General features: G+C 59.7%; 15 protein-coding genes and 2 pseudogenes. 15 read left to right on the top strand and 2 right to left on the bottom strand.

Annotated features, from left to right (window positions below):
- Positions 1-7: 7 nt before the first annotated feature.
- The 4 genes and pseudogenes from ACVWYQ_RS16885 to ACVWYQ_RS16870 all read left to right on the top strand — a co-directional run bounded on the left by ACVWYQ_RS16885 (position 8) and on the right by ACVWYQ_RS16870 (position 5,422).
- The gene (locus ACVWYQ_RS16885) at positions 8-760 is read left to right on the top strand and encodes an SDR family NAD(P)-dependent oxidoreductase (RefSeq protein WP_456726039.1); all 753 of its coding nucleotides are present in this window, start codon (positions 8-10) and stop codon (positions 758-760) included.
- Between the two features lie 438 nt (positions 761-1,198).
- Entirely contained in the window at positions 1,199-2,887 is a 1,689-nt protein-coding gene (locus tag ACVWYQ_RS16880; RefSeq protein ID WP_456726038.1) for a thiamine pyrophosphate-binding protein, read from the top strand.
- Between the two features lie 199 nt (positions 2,888-3,086).
- Positions 3,087-4,541: pseudogene (locus ACVWYQ_RS16875) on the top strand (NAD-dependent succinate-semialdehyde dehydrogenase).
- 284 nt (positions 4,542-4,825) lie between these two features.
- The gene (locus ACVWYQ_RS16870) at positions 4,826-5,422 is read left to right on the top strand and encodes an alpha/beta hydrolase family protein (protein ID WP_456726037.1); all 597 of its coding nucleotides are present in this window, start codon (positions 4,826-4,828) and stop codon (positions 5,420-5,422) included.
- Between the two features lie 247 nt (positions 5,423-5,669).
- On the opposite strand, the gene ACVWYQ_RS16865 is transcribed toward ACVWYQ_RS16870, so the two are convergent.
- Positions 5,670-6,152: a MarR family winged helix-turn-helix transcriptional regulator gene (locus ACVWYQ_RS16865; protein WP_456727169.1), complete on the bottom strand. Its 483-nt coding sequence runs from the start codon at positions 6,150-6,152 to the stop codon at positions 5,670-5,672.
- 480 nt (positions 6,153-6,632) lie between these two features.
- Between ACVWYQ_RS16865 and ACVWYQ_RS16860 the strand changes: the two genes are divergently transcribed.
- The 11 genes and pseudogenes from ACVWYQ_RS16860 (at position 6,633) to istB (ending at position 20,813) form a co-directional block, all read left to right on the top strand.
- On the top strand, positions 6,633-8,165 hold the full coding sequence (locus tag ACVWYQ_RS16860) for a porin (protein WP_456726036.1): 1,533 nt from the start codon (positions 6,633-6,635) through the stop codon (positions 8,163-8,165).
- Between the two features lie 515 nt (positions 8,166-8,680).
- Entirely contained in the window at positions 8,681-9,268 is a 588-nt protein-coding gene (locus ACVWYQ_RS16855; RefSeq protein WP_456726035.1) for a hypothetical protein, read from the top strand.
- A gap of 257 nt (positions 9,269-9,525) precedes the next feature.
- On the top strand, positions 9,526-9,765 hold the full coding sequence (locus tag ACVWYQ_RS16850; protein ID WP_456726034.1) for a hypothetical protein: 240 nt from the start codon (positions 9,526-9,528) through the stop codon (positions 9,763-9,765).
- Positions 9,766-10,228: 463 nt separating this feature from the next.
- Positions 10,229-11,302, top strand: a complete 1,074-nt coding sequence (locus tag ACVWYQ_RS16845) for an ABC transporter substrate-binding protein (protein WP_456726033.1) — start codon at positions 10,229-10,231, stop codon at positions 11,300-11,302.
- Positions 11,303-11,333: 31 nt separating this feature from the next.
- The gene (locus tag ACVWYQ_RS16840; protein WP_456726032.1) at positions 11,334-12,437 is read left to right on the top strand and encodes an ABC transporter ATP-binding protein; all 1,104 of its coding nucleotides are present in this window, start codon (positions 11,334-11,336) and stop codon (positions 12,435-12,437) included.
- Positions 12,434-14,221 carry an ABC transporter permease subunit gene (locus tag ACVWYQ_RS16835; RefSeq protein WP_456726031.1) on the top strand — a complete coding sequence of 596 codons (1,788 nt, stop codon included), beginning with the start codon at positions 12,434-12,436 and terminating at the stop codon, positions 14,219-14,221. The genes ACVWYQ_RS16840 and ACVWYQ_RS16835 overlap by 4 nt, the downstream gene beginning before the upstream one ends.
- A gap of 27 nt (positions 14,222-14,248) precedes the next feature.
- On the top strand, positions 14,249-14,998 hold the full coding sequence (locus ACVWYQ_RS16830) for an acetoacetate decarboxylase family protein (protein ID WP_456726030.1): 750 nt from the start codon (positions 14,249-14,251) through the stop codon (positions 14,996-14,998).
- A gap of 87 nt (positions 14,999-15,085) precedes the next feature.
- Entirely contained in the window at positions 15,086-16,633 is a 1,548-nt protein-coding gene (locus ACVWYQ_RS16825; RefSeq protein ID WP_456726029.1) for an aldehyde dehydrogenase family protein, read from the top strand.
- Positions 16,634-16,692: 59 nt separating this feature from the next.
- A complete protein-coding gene (locus ACVWYQ_RS16820) occupies positions 16,693-18,012 on the top strand; it encodes an aspartate aminotransferase family protein (protein WP_456726028.1) in 1,320 nt (439 codons plus the stop codon).
- Between the two features lie 508 nt (positions 18,013-18,520).
- Positions 18,521-20,059, top strand: coding sequence for an IS21 family transposase (istA, locus tag ACVWYQ_RS16815; RefSeq protein ID WP_456727168.1), 1,539 nt, complete (start codon positions 18,521-18,523; stop codon positions 20,057-20,059).
- 11 nt (positions 20,060-20,070) lie between these two features.
- Positions 20,071-20,813 (top strand): annotated as a pseudogene (gene istB / locus ACVWYQ_RS16810) (IS21-like element helper ATPase IstB).
- 321 nt (positions 20,814-21,134) lie between these two features.
- Here the strand turns inward: istB and ACVWYQ_RS16805 are convergent.
- Complete coding sequence (locus tag ACVWYQ_RS16805; RefSeq protein WP_275503643.1) at positions 21,135-22,160, bottom strand: IS110 family RNA-guided transposase; 1,026 nt, start codon at positions 22,158-22,160, stop codon at positions 21,135-21,137.
- Positions 22,161-22,552 lie beyond the last annotated feature (392 nt).

The raw sequence follows: 22,552 nt of genomic DNA, 5'->3' as shown, positions 1-22,552 counted from the left end.
AGATATTATGTCTGATCATAAACGGAAAGTTGCCTTGGTAACGGGGGCAGGCCGCGGAATTGGCAAGGCGACCGTTCTTGTTCTTGCCAAACGCGGCTTTGACGTCGCCGTGCACGACATCGACGCGACGACGGCGGCCGAGACCGCTGCGCTGGTTCGAGAACTTGGTGTCGAGGCGGAAAGCTATGCTGCCGACGTTTCCGACCGGGACGCGATGCGCGATGGCGTAGCGGCTATCGAACATCGCTTCGGCCAGATCGATGTGCTGATCAATAATGCGGGCATTGCGTCTGACCGATGTCCGATCGAGCAGGTCACCGAAGCGATGTTCCAGCGCTCAATCGGTGTACATCTTGGTGGTACGCTATGGACGACACAAGCGGTGGCTCCTGGCATGAAGCGCCGCAATTCCGGCAGTATTGTCAACTTGTCCTCGATCCAAGCGCTCGTGGGCTGGACCGAAGGCGCGACCTACAACGCGGCTAAAGGCGCGATTTTGGCGCTCTCCAAGGGCTGGGCCCAGGAATTGGCCTCCTGGAACATCCGGGTCAATGTCGTGGCGCCAGGCCATACCGAGACCGAGATGACGTCCCGCAACGACCCGCCTGAGTTGCGCGCCGCTAAGGCCAAGACGATCCCACTCGGTCGCTATGGACAGCCCCACGAAATGGGGGAAGCTATCGCTTTTCTCGCAAGCGACGAGGCCTCTTTCATCACGGGCCAGGTGCTGAGTCCGAACGGTGGCTTCGTCATCACATGAGTGCGCTCACGGCCACATCCTCCGGTCCGCCATCGGGTATTCCCTCTGGGCGTTCGTCCGATGTGTGGCTCAGCACAGATCTTCTTTGGAAGAAATTGCTCCGTTCGACATGGGATCCACGCATCCCGTCACTTGTGGACGAGAGTCGTTTCATGACTCGTGTGCAGTTCAGAGCAACAATCGCGGCAGCTATAAAGCAGCTCGTACTAGGTCTCTGTATCCAGCGCTGTGCGCAAGGGATCGGCGACGATGCACCGCGTCGACGACAAAGCCCAATGGTCGCGATTGCAGGGAGGACGCAATGTTGGCCAATGAGCTGACCGTCGAAGGTGAGCAAGAATAATCGTCTTGCCATTTCACAATAGAACCCGGGTGTGTCTGAATGGACCTAACACAACCGGGTCACCACCATCGAAACTTCAATTCGTGAGGAACGCTATGTCTACCAAAAACACCAAAACTGGTGCTCAAGCTGTAAGTAACGTGCTTGTCGAGCTCGGTGTCACTCACATCTTCGGCATGGACACGCCTGAGCCTCTGTATATCGATTTGGACCCGAGCATACGGGCAATCACGGTCCACGATGAGCGTGCCGGTGCCGTCATGGCCGATGCATTCGCCAGGGTATCGGGACGGGTCGGCGTATGCAGCGCGATACGTGGCCCCGGTGCGACGAACCTGGTCTCAGGACTAGCGGAAGCGTATAACACGTCAACGCCAGTATTGGCTCTTGTCAATGACATTGCTACGCCAAATATGGACCGCAACCCCATACAGGGCATCGATCACGTTCGACTGTTCGAGCAAATGACCAAGTGGGGCAGGCGGGTTGATGCGCCTGAACGCTCGGCCGACTACGTTGCCCATGCAATGCGTGTGGCAACGACCGGCCGGCCGGGACCAGTGGTGATCGCCTTTCCGGACTCCGCCCTGACCAACGGGCCGGTAAACCACGTACAAATCACAGAACCCGCCGCGTACCCACGGGTGCGCATAGCAGCAGATCCATCGTTGATTGAGGAGGCCGCGCAGCAGATCAAGGCGGCCGCACGCCCGATCGTGATCGCCGGCGGTGGGCTGCACCTGTCACAGGGCTACGATGCGCTGCAAGCGCTGGCCGAACAGCTGCAGATTCCTGTTGCGACGACGCCGCTGGGCAAAGGCGCAATTGCCGAAACGCACCCGCTGGCCGCCGGAGTCGTCGGATCCTACACCGCGGGCGAGGGTGCACGCGGGTGGCTCGCAAACCAAGCCGTGCGAGAAGCGGATCTGGTGGTCCTCGTGGGGACGAAGACCGACTCGATTGCGACCAATGATTACACGATTCCCTCGCGTGACCAGCAGATCATCCACATCGACATCGATCCGGTGGAACTCGGAAGGACCTACGTTGCTCTCGAGATAGCCGCCGATGCAAAGCTGGCGCTTGATCAACTTGTCCAGGCAGTTCCACAACGCACAGAGCCATCTGCATGGACTAGAGGGCTGCAGTCAAAGCTCGCGGATTGGAACGCCACCTTCGAAGCTTTGGACCTTAATAAAGGGTCGATCGATCCACGCCAGATATATCGATCCCTTAATGCGTTACTTGGCGAAGATGACATCGTGACGACCGATGCCAGTTACTCCTCGGCTTGGGGGATGGACTTACTGCGTTACAAGAAAGCAGGGCGTAAGTTCCTCGCGCCTCGTGGCTTCGCCGGTCTCGGATGGGGCGTCCCGGCAGCAATTGGAGCCAAGTTCGCAAAACCGGATTCGGCCGTGTATTGCGTGACGGGCGACGGAGGCTTCGGCTACGTTGCAATGGAGATGGAGACGGCAGCGCGCTATGGGGTACCGATTTGTGTGATTGTACTTAACAACAGCATTCTAGGTTTCCAGCAGCACTACGAGAAGCACCGCTTCGGCAAGACGGTCGAGACTTCTTTCACCCCGGTCAACTACGCTGACCTGGCGCGCACGCTGAACTGCGATGGTATACGTGTGACGACGCCGGCCGAGCTCGAGGATGCCCTTCAGGGTGCGCGAGGTTTGCGGCGTCCGCTGCTGATTGACGTGGTGGTGCCAGCGGAGGCTCGCCCCCCGATCAGCACCTTCGCATCCGCGCCGGCCGACGCGCAACACTAAGAGTGGGCGACAGTCCAAATCTCAGTGCCTACCTGCAGGCCGAATGTACTCGCCTATTAGTAATCCGTATTGCCGGATCTTTTGACCCGGCAATTACTGGCAGATGACAAAGCGGCAACTTGCTAACTTACGCTGCAGACCTGCCGCCTCGACGAAACCTAAAGCAGGACCATCAGTGACTATCTCCTAAACGTTGCGAATGAAATTAAAGGATGCGTCTCTTGCAGTCGACAAAGCTCTTGTCGGCGCGGAGTGGCTGTCCGCCAGCTCGACTGGGACGAGCTTTGATGTCACCAACCCTTCGACCGGCGAGGTGATCGCGACCCTGCCGGACATGGGCAGAGAGGAGGTAGATCGCGCCGTAAACGCTGCCTTTGCTGCACAGAAAGCCTGGGCAACGCGGACCGGCAAAGACCGGGCCGCCATCTTGCGTAAGCTCTGCGATTTGATGGTTGCTAATGCCGACGATCTTGCGACGATCCTCACGATGGAGTTGGGTAAGCCGTGGCCGCAGGCCCGGGGCGAAATCCTCTGCGGAGCCTCCTACGTTGAATGGTTTGGCGAAGAGGCGAATCGGACCTATGGCGATACCATACCCGGTCATCAGGCAGATAAGCGCCTTATCGTGATAAAGCAGCCGGTTGGAGTCGTTGGTGCTATCACACCTTGGAACTTCCCGAATGCGATGCTGGCCCGGAAGATGGCGCCTGCTCTTGCAGCTGGGTGCAGCATAGTTTCCAAGCCCGCTGCCCAGACGCCGCTTTCCGCGCTCGCTCTGGCCACACTCGCCGAGCGCGCAGGGCTTCCGCCGGGTCTCTTCTCAGTACTGACGGCGACTGACGCTGCCATGGTCGGTCAGAAACTCTGTCGGAATGACAAGATCCGGAAGCTGACCTTCACAGGATCGACCCATGTCGGCAAGATCCTAATGCGTCAAGGAGCCGATCAGGTATTGAAGCTTGGCCTTGAGCTTGGCGGCAACGCACCCTTTATTGTCTTCGACGATGCAGACCTCGACGCCCCAGTCGAAGGCGCGATGATATCAAAGTACCGTAACGCTGGCCAAACCTGCGTCTGCGCTAATCGCCTGTACGTCCAGGCCGGTGTCTATGAAGCCTTCGCGAACAAGCTCGTCTAGCGGGTTAGGAAGATGAAAGTCGGCGATGGCTTCGCCGACGGTGTCACAACGGGCCCGCTCATCGATGAAAGCGCTCTGAAGAAGGTTCAGGAACATGTGTCCGATGCCGTCTCAAAAGGCGCAAAGGTGCCGATTGGTGGCAACCCCGCCCCTCAAGGTGGGCTGTTTTATGAGCCTACCATTCTGACGGGCGTTACTGCCAATATGAGGCTGTCGACGGAAGAAACGTTTGGACCAGTGGCGCCGCTGTTCAAGTTTGACACTGAAGAGGAAGTTGTCGAACTGGCGAACAACACCGAATTCGGGCTCGCCTCCTATTTCTACTCGAAGGATGTCTCGAAGATCTTTCGCGTGGCAGAGGCGCTCGAATACGGCATGGTTGGCATCAATACAGGGCTGATCTCGACGGAAGTGGCGCCGTTCGGAGGTACCAAGCAATCCGGAATCGGACGTGAGGGCTCCAAGTATGGTCTCGATGACTACACTGAGTTGAAGTACCTGTGTTTGGGTATCTGACATTCTCGAGAGGCATACGAGCCCTGCTTTGGTAGGGAGTCCTATGCGCGCTCACTACCTTCGAGGTCGCCAGGCGGCTAGTCGCGGACGATGATCCGCGAAGGGCGCACGTTACAGCCAAAGTCGAGGCCTGGCCTTTAAAAGATCGGACTATCCTTCGGCCATGAGGTGGAGAGCGCACGGATGCGTGTGGCGATCTGGGGGAGTTTCTCGCCTGCTATGCAGGGACTCCGAATTCGCGTGCCCCGGCGGTCATTTGCGTCAGCAACGAAGAAGAGACGGGAGTGACGCTGCTCGGCAGGCTCTTGCCTGTGGTAATTGGCCTGGGGATGTCTCTCGTGGTGGTCTCTCACGAAAACATCGCAAATCACGCACGCGGTGGCTCCGAAATCGTATTGTCCCATTGTTTGGATCATTTGTCGGTTCGTCCTGATGTTGATAGTAGTCGGATCGGCATTTATGGAGATGGGTTATCGGCCTCTTTAGCTACTGAATGTGCCGCCTACGATCGCCGCATCGCTGCGGCGGTTTGTGATGGTGGCATTTGGAATTGGACGCGCTCCCTAAGATCCATCGATTGGATGACATCGACCGATGACAGCGTCGATAGGGACATGGTGTCAGGGCATCACTCACGGCTGGCTCGACTGCCGAACTGTCCAATACTCGTGGAAGCCGGTGGGCGCGGCCTCGTCAGCGTGTGCGAGGCTATCAAACTACAGACTGTTTGCATGGCAGCGCGCATCGACGTGGACTTGGTCATGCCGCAGCTCATTCGTGGAGGTCTGCGCGGAGGGGTTGACAACTTCGTTAGCTCAGATGGCTGCATCTTCAGCTGGCTGCAAAAACTCGCACCGACTCCAGAGCGAGTCGTGTGCTAGCGGCGCTGCGGTTCTCTCTCGATCTTTTCGCAGAAGCTCTTATTAAGCCGTAAGTTGTAGGGTTGTAGGCGAAATCGATTTTTGTACGGGGCTTGGATGGGTGCTCAGTGCAAGACGACGGGACCTACCTAGATGGACTCAAGTGCGTACGTCCGCCTCGAGCCTTACCTGCAGTGAAGCCGTCCATTTTGGTCGGGGGCCGAATGAAGGAAACGGCTAGGCTGATGCGGCCTTCACTGGTTCAGGCCTACAACGCACCAATACTCAGCTTTTGGGATGCCAATCGGCTATTCTTCGCGATCGAGGTCAGCCGCTTGTTGAGGTAGTCAAGCGATGCCTGGTCCAGCCCTTCCAATAGCGCGGAATTCAGAGCTTCCCTCTTGCTCGACAGCTTTGAGATTTCTGCTCGAGCCTTCTCAGTCAGGGACATTTGAACGAATCGCGCATCATCCGGCGACGGCTCGCGCATCAGAAACTGCGTCGCCTCTAACTTTTTCGTTTGGTTGGTAACGAACGCGGGATGAATTCGGAGTTTGCTCGCAACTGCTATCCCCGAGACACCGCTGCCTTGATCGAGTTCGTCGATCGCCATGAGAATCAGCCACTGAGGCTCGGTCAAGCCCAGTAGCTCTGCCCAGCTCTTATGTATCTCCTCGATTTGGGAATGGATCTCCACAACGTTCCAGATGAAATCCCTAACGGCCCTGTCGATTGTTGGTTTTTCAGCCATGTTGTTCGTTCCGCCAAATCCCCAGCGACGCCCGATAAGCCGCTGCGACATTCCCCTTGGTATCTGGGTTCAGTCGTCCCTGAAAGGCGCCATCGAGCATGGATGCCATGTAAGAAATCAATTGATATATACAATTACTTCTGGTGCCGCTTTGCTTAGATCGTTCGAGGGAACTCTTCAGCGATCATGTAAAATCTCCAAGGAGAGCCTCCGGGATGCCCCTCGAAGGTTCTTTTTTTGCGAGAACTCCTTCGCGGGGCGCGTTGCAAAAGGGATTGTTGCATAACTGCAACGGCGGCTTGCGAAAATAACGCTTCGTAACATTAATTAATTGAAGTAATTGATACGACGAATTAGACCTTAGGCTGACGGAGAGGGGGCGCCTCGACGTCGTCCGTCAAGCACCCGCCCAGTAGGTGAGGCTAGCCGCGGCGGATCTTTGAAGGACGGAAACGACGTTTCCAACTTAGAGGTTCAACAATGAGATTGATGAAAAGCTTTATCCTCGGTTCGGCCGCAATGCTCGCTGGCGCCGAGGCTCAGGCGGCGGATCTTCCCGTCAAGGCCAAGGCAATCGAATACGTGAAAATCTGCTCGCTGTATGGCGCTGGTTTTTACTACATTCCCGGCACCGACACGTGCATCAAGCTCGGTGGTTACGTGCGTGCTTCGACGCAGCTGGGAACGAACAGCGTCTGGGGTGCGGCGGCCAGCGGTCTCGGTGGTGCGCACAACCGCCTCAGCAACTACTACACCGCGCAATCTCGGTTCGATTTCAGTACCGATACGCGGACCGCGACGGAGTATGGCGTCCTTCGCACGTACGCCGAGTTGGCCTTCACTTGGACGGCGGGCGGATATGGCGGCGCCGGAAGCAACCTGATCAATGGCGCGACCTCCTACAACGGAAGCAATCCGGCTGGGAGTGGCAGCGGGTCGGTTTCAGGTGGTTCGCTGTCCGTGTACTACGCCTTTATACAGTTTGCCGGTTTCACTTTCGGTCGAGCGCAGTCGCAGTTCTCCTCTCCGTGGAGTAACTATCCAGGTAATAGCTTCGATGGCATGCCGGGTGGCAGCGGGTGGGAGGCCGTCAACCAGTTCGCATATACCGCGGACTTCGGCCAGGGCATTACGGCTTCATTCTCGGCCGAGGATCAGGTTCAACGTACAACTGGCATCTGGAACGTGAGCGGTGCGACTGCTGCAGGCCTTGCAACGGGAACTTACGGGGTGTACGACACAGGCGGCTCGCGCGCTCCCGATCTCGTAGCCATGCTGCGGGTCGACCAGGCTTGGGGTCTTTTCCAGGCATCTGTCGCCGCGCATGACAATCACGCTGGCTATTATGGCGTCGATGAAACGACCGGGCATCCGGGCGACAAGTGGGGTTGGGCTGGTCAGCTTGCGTTGTCAATCAAGAATATCCCGACCGGTGCCGGTGACACCATCAACATCCAGGGTGTCTACACGAATGGCGCGAGCATTTACAACTTCCAGTCATATACCCCGTTCACTTATGCGATCTACGGAGGCACGGGGTTGGGGGGGGGCTACCAGAGCGTCGGTCTCGGCGGCGTATCTGACTCCGTCTTCGTGGTAGGCGCCGGCCAGCAATTGACGACGACGTACGGCTTCAACGGTGCGTACACTCACAATTGGAATCCGTACTGGAACAGCGCCATCTTCGGTGGCTGGGGTGCCGTGCGTTATAACAACACAGCCAAGGGATATATCTGCGGCGCGTTTGTTGCGACGCTTGCGTTGTCGAGCGGCCTTCCTGGTTGCAATCCCGACTTCAACTACTCGGTCGTCGGCGTGGCAACGCGCTGGAATCCCGTCAAGAACCTGACCTTCTCGACCGAACTTGCTTACACGATGCTCGACCAGAAATATGCGAGCGGAAGCACGGTCGCCTTGCCGGTGCAGGCTGGCATCGCCAAGCCGGCGGCAACCTACGAGCTGAAGGATCAGAGCAGCCTGCAGGTGATGTTCCGCGCGCAGCGCAACTTCTAAGTTTTCTGTCGCACCAGCAAAGGAGAAGTGGCTCTATCAATCTAAGTTAACCTCCAAGAAGGCCTCCGGCATGCCCGCCGGAGGCCTTTCTGATTCGAGAGAAGCTTTTTCGACAGGTTGAATTGCGGCGAGGAATTCTGGTGTGGGAGCAATACAGCCGGCCCGGCCAGGCATGGTGTCGATGAGGAGACACATCTTATGCTCGCACAGCAGCTCCAGTGCGCGAGCAGCTTTGCAGCAAGCTCGCGGCGTCGGGAGTAACCCGACTTGCGCTGCACTGACGGCGCTGCCCGGCAGGGAAGCTGCGTTAGTCCTGCAAGCACGCAATGGCGGCCTCTCCGAGGAGACCTCTGCCAAATAGCGGCGGATAGCAATCTCCCTGACCGCCGTGTCATTACGTCTCAGGGAGCCGTGAACATGGCTTCACGCCACTCATTCCTTGCCGACTCAGGGGAGCCCATGGAGCAGCGGCAATTGATTCCGATAGCGTAGAGCTATCGATCTCGGGTAGCGGCGTGAAGATAGACGTCCTTGCTGTCCGTGTTGCTGCCGGCGAGCAGGTAGAGGTCGAATTCGACGCCACCGTCAGTTTCTCGGCGAAAGTTGACAGTGGCGGCACATGTTCTGGCTCGTGGCATCCTGTTCGAACGCTACGCCTTGTCGCAAGTGCCCGTGACGGGACCGGCACTGGATGGGGTGAAGCGCGCGTGGTGGATCACTCGATCGAAAATATTGTCCCGTCGTGCTTCTTGCCGACTTTGATCGCCTACAACGGTATGCGCGGCAAGCTAGTAGTTGCGCCAGATCGTGACGACGCATTTGATCGCGGACCCACCGATTCGATGTGGAGCGCCACCTCGACGCCAGACTTGCTTCTCGCAGACGAAGGTTCATACACGTTGGTCGGGTACGACGAGCGGGTCGTAGACGGCGGCTCCTTCGCCGTCGGCGAAATGATGGACATTACGGGTCAAGCATTTGCCGCGCTTGATGGGCTGCAGCGGGTTCATGCTGCCTTCATCCATTCCCGGCAATGCCGGCACTTGCTCATAAGCGTTACCACGTCGACCCGAGCCGCAGGGGCTACTTACATTCATTTATGAGGTCGTACAATGTGCGAACCGCTCCTTGATTCAGCCGGCCCGCGCAAAAGCTGCCTCTGACGGAGAATGGTGCAGATTTCCACCAATGCGGCGCCTCAGCTTGACGGATTTCGGCATGCGGGCGCGGTTAATCTGCCACAACACGCTGACGCTATCGGGCGTTGGCTGATCGACGCGATGCGCCTTTTGGGATTAGACCAACTGGCAACTGCGATCCGTCGCTCGATCGCCAATCCGACGAAATGGGAGACAGCTGGATGCCGTACTACTCTTTTGATCTTGTAGTTGGCGACGAATTCAAGAATCAGGGCGGTCTCATTCTCGAGAACATCGATGTTGCCGCTGATCGAGCAGAGCAGCTTGCGGTCGAGCTCTCTGTTGCGCGTCCTGACCTCAAGTCCAGTGGTTGTTCGGTTCGCGTGACCAGCGCAGACAGCACTGAAATATATCGAACTCCACTCGATCCTATCCCGTCATGGATAAAAGTCAGAACCTGAAGGTCCACAGTGGTGCGAATAACTGAATTGCTGGACTGCTGACAGGCACCTCGTCGCTATGAACGTGAGCGCTAGACCATATTGGCCAAGCGCAACAACTCCTTTCTAATCTTAAGAAGGCACGAGCTATCCGCCATGTCGAATACTTTGAAAGGCACAGCTGGGGTGCGTCCCGCTGTCGGGGCTTGGCCTCCTCGCAAAATCTCCGGCGCCGGTGAGGCGTCGAAAGAGTATCTGGGGTGGAGATACCGGAGAGGAGCGGAACTTCTGCTGCGTGGTGCTATAGCGACAAGCGAAGCTATCGTGCCGGCGAAACGGTAAGCCTATTCATTTCGGCCAATATCGAACGACTTGCGATCAAGATTTACAAGATGGACTGAGGCCGAGTCTGCTGCGCGAGTGGAAAGGCCTAATGTTACTTTCCATTGTTTCAGCCGCTGGTAGCCAGCACGAGGAGGATTTGATGACAGACGACAGTAGAAGAGTTGATCTTGGACGCCGCCGTATCCTCAAGGTGATGGGCGCGAGCGCTATGGTACCGTTCGTGACGCCGTTTATCGGTCGCGCATTCGCGGCCGAACGGCTCGTCGTTCGCGATCCGGGTGGTGTCGTGAACGAAGCAGCGACAAAGGCATTTTACAAGCCATTTGCGCAGGAGACCGGCGTCGAAGTGGTCGGTGTTACCTCCCAAATGGAGCCCCTGAGCCAAATTCGCACCATCGTTGAGAGCAAATCCTATCTCTGGGACGTCGCTCTACTCTCGCTTCAGGCGCAAGAGATTTTGGGCAAGGCCGGCTACCTCGATGAGGTCGATCCGAACGCTCCCGGGATAGTTGATATCCTGGCGGAGGCGAAATCGAAGTGGGGCGTCAGCATCCAGACTTACGCAACAATCTTCGCTTACAACACCAAGACCTATGGCGACAAAGGCCCCCAATCCTGGGCGGACGTCTTCGATCTCAAGGCATTCCCGGGACGGCGCGCCCTGCGCAAGTACCCGGTTGACACTCTCGAGGCCGCAGTTATGGCCGATGGCGTCGACGTCAAGAATGTCTATCCGCTCGATCTCGACCGCGCCTTCAAAAAGCTCGATCAGGTGAAGTCCGGTGTCACTGTCTGGTGGAGCAACGGCGCGCAATCTTCGCAGGCCGCGGCGTCGCAAGAGGTTGATATCGTCGCAACCTACAACGGTCGAGTACAGGCAGCAATTGACGATGGTGCACCTTTCAAGATCGTCTGGAACCAGGGTATCTGGGCTCCGGACGGCTATGCCGTGCCCAAAGGCAATCCAAAGGCAAAGCTCTGCCGCGATTTCCTGAAGTTCTGCGCTCGGCCCGACCGCCAAGCCGAGTTCTCCAAGTGGGTTCCCTACAGCCCGCCGAATCCGAAAGCCTACGAGTTCATCGACAAGGCCCGTATCGACCTGTTGCCCACCGCGCCGGGACGGGTGGAAAAGATGGTCATGGAGAAAGGCTCCTATTGGGCGGCCAACCTTGAAAAGGTCGCGGCTCGTTTCAACGAGTGGATTGTCAGGTGAGATGCGGGCACTGATGATCAGATATGCTGACATGACGAAATTCGACACCGTGGCGGCGGCGAACCAATTCGCCGCTGTCAAGCTGGATGTTGCAGGCATTGAGAAGCGCTACGGCAGCGTCGTGGCGCTCGCTCCCACGGACCTCAAAGTCCACGAGGGCGAGTTTCTGACACTGCTTGGGCCCTCTGGTTCTGGCAAGACGACGCTGTTGATGACGATCGCGGGCCTGGCTCGCCCGGATAGAGGCCGGATCGTGATCGACGGTCGCGACAGTACAGACATTCCAGTCTATGATCGTGACATCGGTATGGTCTTTCAGAACTATGCCTTGTTTCCGCACATCGACATCTTCGAGAACGTCGCCTTCTCGCTGCGGGTGCGAGGGATTAGCGAGAACGAAATCGAACGACGCACCCGTGAGGCGCTCGAGCTTGTCCAACTCGGCCATCTGGCACAGCGACTTCCTAAAGAACTGTCGGGCGGACAGCAGCAGCGCATCGCTATCGCTCGCTCAATGGTCTACCAGCCCTCGATCATTCTGATGGACGAGCCGCTCGGCGCACTTGACAAGCGCCTGCGGGAGCAGATGCAGATCGAGATCAAGCGGCTTCACCGACAACTCGGCGTGACCATCATCTATGTCACCCATGATCAGGAAGAAGCTCTGTCCATGTCGGACCGCATCTGCCTGATGAACAATGGCAACATTGTCCAACTCGGCCGCCCTGACGAGCTCTATTTCGCGCCATGCAATCTGTTTGCTGCCAATTTTCTGGGCGAAGCCAATATTCTCCAGGCTAGTCGAAGGTCTGGCGACAAAGAGGTGACCACCGCCGTCACGACAATCCGGATCGGAAGTAGTCCTCCCGCGGTTGGAGCGGCACTCTTGCTTCTGATCAGACCCGAATGCTTCTCGCTCGAATCCAGCGGGCCGTCTAGCAACTGCCTGACCGGAAAGCTGGTCGACGTCACTATGTTAGGCCCCCTGACACGGCTTGACGTCGTCTGTGAAGACGGAACCCCCATTCTGGCAAAGGTGCCAACCAGCCGCGCCGTCACAAGGCTTTCTGCGGGCCAGGATATCGCGCTCTATGTCGCTGCCGATGATGTAATCGTTGTGCCGGAGGCTCCATGATGGTGCGCTCTGAATCCCGCAGTGCTGTCCTGGGCGAAGCCGCTCCGCTCGCGCCTGCTCTGTTATTGCTCCTACTCGTCTATGTCGGGCCCGTTGTCTATTTCCTCGCCTCCAGCTTTGTAGGCAGCAACGGAAGCATCGGCCTTCAAAACTACAGCCGGCTGTTCGGTAGCGCGACCTATGTAACCACAATTGTGACGACGCTCAAGCTTTCCGCAACCACGACAGCGTTGTGCCTGGTGATCGGCTACCCCGTCGCCTACCTGATAGCGACGACGCGAGCCAGATCGAGCCTTATCCTGCTCGTCGTGCTGCCTTTTTGGACGAGCTACTTGGTGAGGACCTTCGCTTGGATCATCCTGCTCGGGCGCAGCGGAACGATCAATAGCACACTCATGAGCCTCGGCTTGATTGACCGCCCGCTCGAGCTCTCATACAACTTCTTCGCTGTCGTCACTGCGATGGCCCACGCTATGTTGCCGCTGGCGATCCTGACGATGCTCTCAACGATGCAGAACATCGGCTCGCATTACAGTCGAGCAGCCTCAATACTCGGCGCACGTGGCGCGCAGTCTTTCCTGCGGATCTACTTGCCTCTGTCGATGCCTGGCGTTGCTGCTGCGGCGCTGATGGTCTTTATCATTTGCCTCGGCTTTTTCGTTAACCCAGCGCTGCTTGGCAGCCGGCATGAGACTGTTATCATCCAAATTATCATTGATCAGCTTAGCACCTCGCTAGACTGGGGCTTCGCGGGAGCGGCTTGCGTACTAATGCTGATCGTTTCCCTGGCGATTGTTGCGCTTTACCAGAACGTATTCGGGATGACCGCTGTCACTGGTATGGAATCCAGGCAGAGCCATGGCCGGTTGCGCAGCCTGGTTTCGCGGGGCTCGATGCGACTGAACGGAGCTCTTGGTCAAGTGCTGTCGGGCATCGGCAAAAGCATAGAAGGGCTGATGCGTGCCGCCAAGATCGAGCCGCGCGCCGGGAGTACGCGTATCATTCTGATGACATTCGTCGCACTCGTCGTAGCCTTCCTGCTAGGACCTGTGCTGTTCCTGATCCCGGTTTCATTCTCGACCTCCTCTTTTATGCGCTGGCCGCCGGAGTTCTTCACACTGCGCTGGTATGAAGGCTATCTTCTGGAGCCAATCTGGACATCGGCGATCCTGCGCTCGCTCGGCGTGGGCCTCGGGGCTGCCGTAATTGCCACATCTGTCGGCACGCCGGCCGCCTTCGCGCTGGTCAGAAGTCGCCTGCCGGGGAAGCCCGCGTTGATGAGCTTAATCATCATCCCGATGATCCTGCCGCATATGGTGCTGGCCATTGCGCTATTTGCCCTCTATGCGAGGCTCGGTTTGGTGGGATCTGCCGTTGGCTTGATTATTGCCCACGCAGTGCTGGCCATTCCGCTCGTCGTCATTACCGTCTCCTCGGTGCTGCGCAATTACGACCAGCGGCTCGATCAAGCCGCATCCATTCTTGGTGCACGACCAATGCGCGTGTTTCGGACCGTGACGCTGCCCCTCATAGGCACCGGGATGATTTCTGCTTTTATCTTCTCCTTCATCAGTTCCTTCGACGAGCTGACGGTTTCACTCTTTGTCACGGGCGGCCTGACCGCAACGCTGCCGAAGCAGATGTGGGAGGACGCCATCAATCAGGTGTCGCCAGGCTTGGCGGCGGTTTCGACCGTCATCCTTATCGGCCTGACCGTAATCCTCCTCCTCACTGCTCTCTATCAGCGCCGCTCTGGCTCGACCGCTATCGAGCTACGCGGATAATATCGCACCTGCAAAGAAGAGACTGCCATGACTGCCTTCGACCGGCCGTTCACTGTCCCAGACAGCACACCTCTGTTCAAAGCCTTGCCGCGCCATTACGTCGGTTACCGCAAGCTCTCGGTCTTTTGCGGGGCTTCGCCAGAGGGCATCCGCAAGGCCCTGCCTGCGGATCTCGAGTACGTCTCAAACCGAATTGAAGTCTTTGTTATGGATTGCCCGGAAGTTCATGATCGGGACAATCCTGCGATGGGACCGCGGGCCTATCTAGAAGGTGGTGTTGTCGTCCAAGCTGGCTATCATGGCGTCACCGGTGGTCATGTGCTCTGCGAGTATGTCACAACTGACGACGCGATGGCTGGCGGCCGGGAGGTCTGGGGATATCCCAAGAAGCTCGGACAGGTCACTTATGATGAGACTTCCGACGGCAGCATCACCGCGAAAGTATCGCGGCTGGGACAAGCGCTAATTAGTCTGGGTTTCCGCCCTACAGAGGCCGAGTTCGAAAAGCCAATCCTTCATCCGCGTTTGCAGGTTAAGCGCATTCTACGCGCGGATGGTCGGGGCTTCGATGTCGACCAGATCATCCTCAACGAACTATCCGACGCGAAGATTGTCAGCCGGACCTGCGGCACCGGGTCCGTCACCTTGGGTGGGCGCACAGAAATGGACCCCTTGATGGAGTTAGGTAGTACTTGCGTCATGGGCGCGGAACATGTCGTTGTAGAATTCAAGCTCGGTTACGGGCGCGTCTTCCATGACAAGCTGAAGCCTGACTGATGCGATTTCGCTCAGAGTGGCGCAGTTTCCAACATGTCGCTGTCTCCCAAACCCTGCGTACAAATCTCATAAATCGGATTTAAGGTCATGATCCAGTCGCTCCCGCGCGTCACCTACTCAAACATTGGCGTCGATTTCTCACCCGTTCACGATTTCCTCGATACCCTCATGCCGGACTTCGAGGCCACGACCCTTGCCCAGACTTGGAGCACGCCGTTTGCGACCGGTCCCGCACGACAGGTCCGGAGCCCGATTGATCCGTCGATCTCACTGGGGAGGTTTCCCGATTCGACGGCCGAGGACGTGAAGGCTGCGGTCGCCTCGGCGCGTGCGGGCGCAAAGATTTGGAATGTATCCTCCCTGGAGGAGCGCCTTGCCTTCGCGACCCGCTGGAAAGACGTTTTTGCGGACGGCAAATACCGTCTCGGTCTCGCGGCCCTCTATGAGGTGGGGAAATCCCGTCTCGAGGCCATTGGCGAAGCCGAGGAGGCCGTGGACATGCTCGACTACTACCCGTCTGAACTGCGGAAAAACAACGGATATGTGCGGGCGATGAACCAGCTCGTGGAGCATGAAACGGCCACCAGCGTCCTACGGCCCTACGGCGTGTTCGCCGTGGTCGCGCCGTTCAACTTCTCGCTCGCCCTGTCGATCGGCATGATCGCCGGCGCCTTGCTCGGCGGCAACGCCGTCGTCTGTAAGCCCTCGCCGGATTGCCAGCTTACCGGCCTGCTGATCGCGGAAACGCTGCGCAAGGCCGGACTGCCGGAGGGCGTCTTCAACATCGTTCTCGGCGGTGCCGAGGTCGGCCACATCCTGACCACGGACAAGAATATCGACGGTGTTGCCTTCACCGGATCGCACAAGACTGGCATGGGCATTTTCCGCCACATGGCGGTCCAGCCATGGATAAAGCCAGTGGTTGCCGAGATGGGCGGGAAAAACCCAGCTTATGTCACGGTGAACGCGGATCTTGATCGCGCGGCCCAGGGCGTCATGCGCTCCGCCTTCGGCCTCCAGGGACAGAAGTGCTCCGCATGCTCGGTGGTCTATGTCGACAACGCAGTGAAAGACGAGTTCATCAAACGTTGCGTCGCCTTTGCCCAGACCCTTTCCATTGGCGACCCGCGCCAGCGCTCGACGTTCATGGGCCCGCTTTACGGGCCTGCGACCGTCGAGCGGTTCGATGCCTCCGTGGCCCAGGCGCGGGCGGAGGGCAAAGTTCATTTCGGCGGCAGCCACCTCGATGGCAAGCCCGAGAACTACGTCACGCCGGCCATCGTGGAGATGAGCGGCCCGTCCAATCTCACTCGCGATGAACTATTCATGCCCTTCGTGGTCGTCCGGGGCGTCGACGATCTCGAAGCCGGCCTTGCCGAAGGAAACGACGTGGCCTACGGCCTCTCCGCCGGCATCTTCACGCGCGATGAGGAGGAACTGCGCTACTTCCTCGAGAACGCCCAGGCTGGCGTTCTCTACGCCAACCGCGCCAGCGGTGCCACCACGGGCGCTTGGCCGGGCGCACAGCCGTTCTGCGGCTGGAAGGGGACCGGCGTCAGCGGCAAGGGTGGACTCGGGGCTTATTTCCTGCCCCAGTTCATGCGCGAGCAGAGCCACACAATCATGACCAAGTGATCACCGGACGCGAGGCGCCTGCCGCCTCGCGCCTCCCGCTCTCCTGGGAACCCACCAACATGTCCACCTATCCTGCTTCCTGCCCCCGCTCCGAAGAACTCTTTGAGCGCGCCCGCAAGGTCATGCCCGGCGGAAACACCCGCACCACCGTCTTCATTGACCCATTTCCAATCTATGCCGAGCGCGGCGAAGGATGCCGGATGTGGGACGTGGATGGAAACGTCTACTACGATTGCATCAACAACTTTACGGCCATGATCCATGGCTATGCCCAACCCGAAGCCGTCGCAGCCGTGCAGGGCCAGCTTCCCCTCGGCACGGCGTTCGGGGCGCCGACGCAGAGCGAGATCGACCTCGCCGAACTGCTGGTGGCCCGGCTGCCCTCCGTCGAGCAGATTCGCTTCGCCAACTCCGGAACGGAAGCCGTGATGATGGCGATCAAGGCCGCCCGTGCCTCCACGGATCGTCCCAAGATCGTCAAGATCGAAGGCGCCTATCACGGCTCCTATGACTTCGCCGAGGTGAGCCTCGACAGCTCGCCGCAGAACTGGGGCGACATGCCGGCTTCTACCGCTTATGCCAAGGGAACACCGCAGGGCGTGCTGTCCGATGTCATCGTCGTGCCTTTCAACGACATTGAGGCTCTCAAGGCCGTATTCCACGTTCATGGATGCGAGATTGCCGGCGTCCTGATTGATCCCATGCCGAACCGTGCCGGCCTGATCCTTGCCAGGCGCGATTATCTGGAAGCGCTCGTCGAAACCGCGCACACTGCCGGTGCGCTCGTCATTTTCGATGAGGTGATCTCCTTCCGCCTTGGCTATGCGGGTGCCCAGGGCCTGTGGAACATCGCACCGGACCTAACTGCGCTCGGCAAGATCATCGGCGGCGGCTTCCCCGTCGGCGCCGTCGCCGGGCGCGCCGAGATCATGGCTGTGTTCGATCCAACGCGCGGCAAACCCGCCCTGCCGCACGGTGGCACCTTCACGGCAAACCCGGTCACGATGCGAGCCGGCCTCGCCGCGATGCGGGCTCTAACGTCCGAAGCCTTCGCTCATCTCGACTATCTCGGCGCCTTCCTGCGGGACGGCACCAACGCTGCCTTCGAGCGCCACGGCCTCTCCGGCCGCTGCGTCGGCCTCGGGTCGCTGTTCAGGATCCACTTCACCGGCAACGACATTGTGGACTACCGGTCGGTCTATCCCTCCGCCGCCGAACACCGGAAGCTGAATCTCCTGCACCGGGGCCTGCTCGACCGCGGGGTTCTCTCAGCCAGCTACGGCCTCTTTGCCCTGTCGACCCCGATGACCGACGCGGATGCCTCGACCATCCTCGCAGCCATCGATGACACGCTGAGACAGATCGCGTCGTTGTCGTGACGGTTCGTACGTTCCGGGCCCTTGCGGGACGGGCTCGGACCTCACGTCCCTTGCCGCTGGTCATCAAACTATTGCGCCAACTTGGCCATGGTCTTCTCGCCCTTCACGGCCGCCAGGGCCACTTTGGCCTTGAAAGCCGGTGAGTGATTGCGGCGGGGTCTCTTGCTCATTGCTTCTCCTGTTCGGCGGCCATTCTGGCTGCTCTCAGGCAGAAACTCCACTTAGTCGGCCGTGAAGAATTCGGAAGCGATTGATCTGTCGCAGTGATTTGACGCGAGCAAGTGCTGATTCCGCTCGATGTCGCCCACCATTCCGGAATGATCTCGCCCACCGTTCCGATTTGATGTCGCCCACCATTCCGAGATGATCTCGCCCACCATTCCGAGATGATCTCGCCCACCATTCCGGGATGATGTCGCCCGGGGTGACGAGGCCTCTTCTGGCTCCGCTACGGTCCCGCCTTTCGGCTTTGCGAAGGGGGACCTGGATGCCGTCGGAGAGGTTTGCGATGCGCCATGTGCGCGATGTGATCAGATTGAAGTCGGCCGGGATGCCGACCCGCGAGATTGCGCGGCGGGTCGGCACGGCCCCTTCGACGGTGCGGTTGACGATCCGCCGGTTCGAGGCGGCGGGGCTGACCTGGCCGTTGCCAGACGACGTCACCGACACGGTGCTGGAGGCCCGGCTGTTCGCCAGCGCCGGAGCCGGTCCGGGCACCCGGCGGGGCCATCGGCGGCAGGCCGAGCCGGACTGGGCGGCGGTGCATCGCGAGCTCCGGCGCAAGCACGTGACGCTGTCGATCCTGTGGGAGGAGTACATCGCGGGCGAACCCGGCGGGTATCGCTATTCGCGGTTCTGCGAGCTCAACCGGGCCTGGGAAGGCCGGCTGTCGGTGACGATGCGCCAGTCGCATGCGGCCGGCGACAAGCTGTTCGTCGACTATGCCGGCGACGGCGTGCCGGTGGTGATGGACCGGCTCACCGGCGAGCGGCGCGCCGCGCAGATCTTCGTCGCAGTGCTCGGCGCATCGAGCTTCACCTACGCGCAGGCGACCTGGACGCAGGGGCTCGCCGATTGGATCAGCGGCCGCGTCGGTGCCTTCGAGGCGATCGGCGGCGTGCCGGCGCTGCTGGTGCCGGACAACACCAAGGTCGCCGTGATCAAGGCCTGCCTCTACGATCCGCAGATCAACCGCAGCTATGCCGACATGGCGGCGCATTACGGCACCGCCATTCTGCCGGCGAGGCCGCGACGGCCACGGGACAAGGCCAAGGTCGAGCAGGCGGTCCTCATGGTTGAGCGCTGGCTGCTCGGGCGGCTGCGCCACCGCACGTTCTACAGCCTTGCCGAGGTCAACGCGGCGATCGCCGAGTTGCTGACCCGGCTCAACGAGGAGCGGCCGATCCGGCGGCTCGGCATCACTCGCCGCAAGCTGCTGGAGGAGATCGACCGGCCGGCACTCCAGGCCTTGCCGGAGAGCCCTTACGTGTTCGCTGAGTGGCGGATCTGCCGGGTCAGCATCGATTATCACGTCGAGATCGAGGCGCATTATTACAGCGTTCCGCATCGCTTCGTCCGCGCCGAGGTCGAGGTGCGCTTCACGGCCCGCACCGTCGAGATATTCCACAAGGGTGAGCGGATCGCCGCGCATCAGCGCATGGGCGGCAACCACAAGCACACGACCGTGCCGGAGCACATGGCATCCAGTCATCGGCGCTACGCCGGCTGGACCATCGAGCGCATCCGTAGGGACGCAGCCTCGATCGGGCCGGCGACCGCGGCGCTGTGCGACCTGATCCTCGACGAGCGCGCGCATCCGGAACAGGGCTTCCGCGCCTGTCTCGGCATCATCCGGCTCGCCCGATCCTACGGGCACGAGCGACTCGATGCCGCCGCCATGCGGGCGATCGATATCGGCGCGCGCACCTACGGCTCGGTCAAATCGATCCTCGCCAACAATCTCGATCGGCGTCCTTCACCCAAGCGCTCCGCGGACGACGCGCCGATCCTTCATCCCAACATCAGCGGGCCGCGCTACTACAATTAGGAGATCTCATCTTGCTTACCCATCCGACCCTCGATCAGCTCCTCGCGCTCGGCCTTCACGGCATGGCCAAGGCCTTCGCCGACATCGAAGCCGGCGGCGACGCCGCAAGCCTCGGCCACGCCGAATGGCTCGCGCTCCTGCTCGAACGCGAAGCGTCATTGCGACGCGACAAGCGGCTGTCGAAGCGGCTGCAATACGCCAAGCTGCGCCAGGAGGCCTGCGTCGAAGACATCGACTACCGCACTCCACGCGGCCTCGACCGCAGCCTGCTGACGATGCTGGTCGAAGGCCGCTGGATCGATGACCACGCCAACCTGCTGATCTGCGGACCCTCCGGCGTCGGCAAAAGCTGGCTCGCCTCAGCGCTCGGCAACAAGGCCTGCCGCGACAATCGCTCCGTGCTCTATCAGCGCGTCCCGCGACTGTTCAGCGATCTGGCCTTGGCGCGCGGTGACGGCCGCCACCCCGCCTACTGCGCGCGCTCGGCCGCGTCGATCTCCTCATCCTCGACGACTGGGGCCTCGAGCCGCTCGACGCCGCGGCCCGCCACGACCTCCTGGAGATCCTCGAGGACCGCTACGGCCACCGCTCCACCATCGTCACCAGCCAGCTTCCCGTCGATCAATGGCACGCGCTGATCGGCGACCCCACCTACGCCGACGCCGTTCTCGACCGCCTGGTCCATAACGCCCACCGGATCGATCTCAACGGCGAGAGCCTGCGGCGAACCCGTAAGCCCGGCCGAAAGGCCTGAGCCCGTGGCCCTGTGGACATGCCGCTGCGCTTGGACAACGCGAAGGGCGTTGCCCACATGCCCTCTGTGGACGCCCCCGGGATGCAAGAAGAATCTTTCGTCAAGCGCTGCGCTGTAGTCAGGTGCTGACATCTGTCCGGCCTTTGATGCGACCGTCATTTGTCGCGGGCCCGTATGGGAGTTCGCGGATCAGGTCCAAATCACAGCGGCGTGCTTGGATAGCACTTGGGCATGTACTGGTTTTCCCAACCCCGTCTCTCGACTGTTGCGCCATACCTTCCGTTTGACCTTCCTACATCTCGACGACCTCTGACCGGACGGCTATGCCGCCACAGCCGGAGCTTTATAGACCCCACCGTTGGCCATCAGAGCCCAGACGACGCGGGCCATCTTGTTGGCAAGAGCGGTGGCTACCAGCATAGGTGGCTTGCGGGCAATCATGCGCCCGAGCCACGATGACGGTGAAGTGCCTCGCCGCCGTGCCTGCTGCACGACCGCAGTCGCGCCGATGATAAGTAACCGTCGCAACGTTCGCTCCCCCATTTTCGACGTCGCACCCAGCTTCTGTTTGCCGCCCGTGGACCGCTGCAACGGGGTCAACCCCAGCCATGCGGCGAAGTCGCGTCCGCACCGGAAGCTTCCGGCGGCAGGCGCAAGGGCAAGCAACGCCGTCGCCGTCATTGGTCCCACGCCTGGGATTGTCATCAAACGGCGGGCATCTTTTTCTTTTCGGACGCGACGGGTGATCTCGCTGTCGAGTTTCTTGATCTGCATTTCCAGCGTCTCCATCGTCTTGATCAATATGTCGAGTACGAACCGTGCCGCTTCGGGCACATTGGTTTTTGGATCCATTGCGCGCTCGACAAGCTCTCCGACATGGGCCGTGCCCTTTGCCATGATCACCCCGTATTCAGCGAGATGACCACGCAAAGCATTGATCGCCTGGGTCCGCTGCCGGATCAGCAGGTCGCGGGTCCGAAACACCACCGCGCTCGCTTGCTGCTCTTCACTCTTGACGGGCACGAAACGCATGGTCGGCCTCTGCGCTGCTTCACAGATCGCCTCTGCATCGGCCATGTCGTTCTTCTGCCGCTTGACGAAGGGCTTCACGTAAGCCGGTGGGATTAGCCGCACTTCATGGCCGAGCTTGCCAATCTCACGAGCCCAGTAATGCGCGCCCGAGCAGGCTTCCATCGCCACGAGGCAAGCCGGCTGCTCGGCTAAGAATGCCAGCAGCTTATTCCGGCGCAGCTGTTTGCGAAAAACGACCTTTCCGGTGGCATCGGCTCCATGGGCCTGAAAGACATACTTCGCTAAATCTAGTCCAATCGTGCTCACTTCGTTCACGGACGCTTCCTCTCTCTGTGATGGCTGTTCCACACCCTTCACTTTGGCACATCGATGCCGTCGAGGGGGCGTCCACCCCATCACAGCAGAAGCAGCAAAAAACAAGTCCTTCGAGCCGCGATTCAAGATTGACCACGCGGCTTCGCCGATGCCAGAAACCAGACAGCCAGAACGCCTCGCGCCCCGGGCGACATCAAATCGGAGGGGTGGGCGAGATCATCTCGGAATCCTGGGCGAGATCAAATCGGTACACCCGGGCGAGATCATCGGAATCCGCACGAGCAAGTATTCGATTTTGCAAGAAAGCCGTGGGTAGGTCCTGGTTTTCTTGCGTTTTTGGATTCCGGATTGGGCGGCTTCGTGATTCCTTTGACGGCGAGATTCGCTGTTGG

The sequence above is a fragment of the Bradyrhizobium sp. USDA 3397 genome (genome assembly GCF_054060965.1).
Note: the sequence above shows the minus strand (reverse complement) of the source record. Positions and strands in the feature narration are given on the sequence as shown.

Coding starts and splice junctions, on each gene's coding strand:
- ACVWYQ_RS16885 (WP_456726039.1), top strand. CDS start 8: ATGTCTGATCATAAACGGAAAGTTGCCTTGGTAACGGGGGCAGGCCGC.
- ACVWYQ_RS16880 (WP_456726038.1), top strand. CDS start 1,199: ATGTCTACCAAAAACACCAAAACTGGTGCTCAAGCTGTAAGTAACGTG.
- ACVWYQ_RS16865 (WP_456727169.1), bottom strand. CDS start 6,152: ATGGCTGAAAAACCAACAATCGACAGGGCCGTTAGGGATTTCATCTGG.
- ACVWYQ_RS16860 (WP_456726036.1), top strand. CDS start 6,633: ATGAGATTGATGAAAAGCTTTATCCTCGGTTCGGCCGCAATGCTCGCT.
- ACVWYQ_RS16850 (WP_456726034.1), top strand. CDS start 9,526: ATGCCGTACTACTCTTTTGATCTTGTAGTTGGCGACGAATTCAAGAAT.
- ACVWYQ_RS16845 (WP_456726033.1), top strand. CDS start 10,229: ATGACAGACGACAGTAGAAGAGTTGATCTTGGACGCCGCCGTATCCTC.
- ACVWYQ_RS16840 (WP_456726032.1), top strand. CDS start 11,334: ATGACGAAATTCGACACCGTGGCGGCGGCGAACCAATTCGCCGCTGTC.
- ACVWYQ_RS16835 (WP_456726031.1), top strand. CDS start 12,434: ATGATGGTGCGCTCTGAATCCCGCAGTGCTGTCCTGGGCGAAGCCGCT.
- ACVWYQ_RS16830 (WP_456726030.1), top strand. CDS start 14,249: ATGACTGCCTTCGACCGGCCGTTCACTGTCCCAGACAGCACACCTCTG.
- ACVWYQ_RS16825 (WP_456726029.1), top strand. CDS start 15,086: ATGATCCAGTCGCTCCCGCGCGTCACCTACTCAAACATTGGCGTCGAT.
- ACVWYQ_RS16820 (WP_456726028.1), top strand. CDS start 16,693: ATGTCCACCTATCCTGCTTCCTGCCCCCGCTCCGAAGAACTCTTTGAG.
- istA (WP_456727168.1), top strand. CDS start 18,521: ATGCGCCATGTGCGCGATGTGATCAGATTGAAGTCGGCCGGGATGCCG.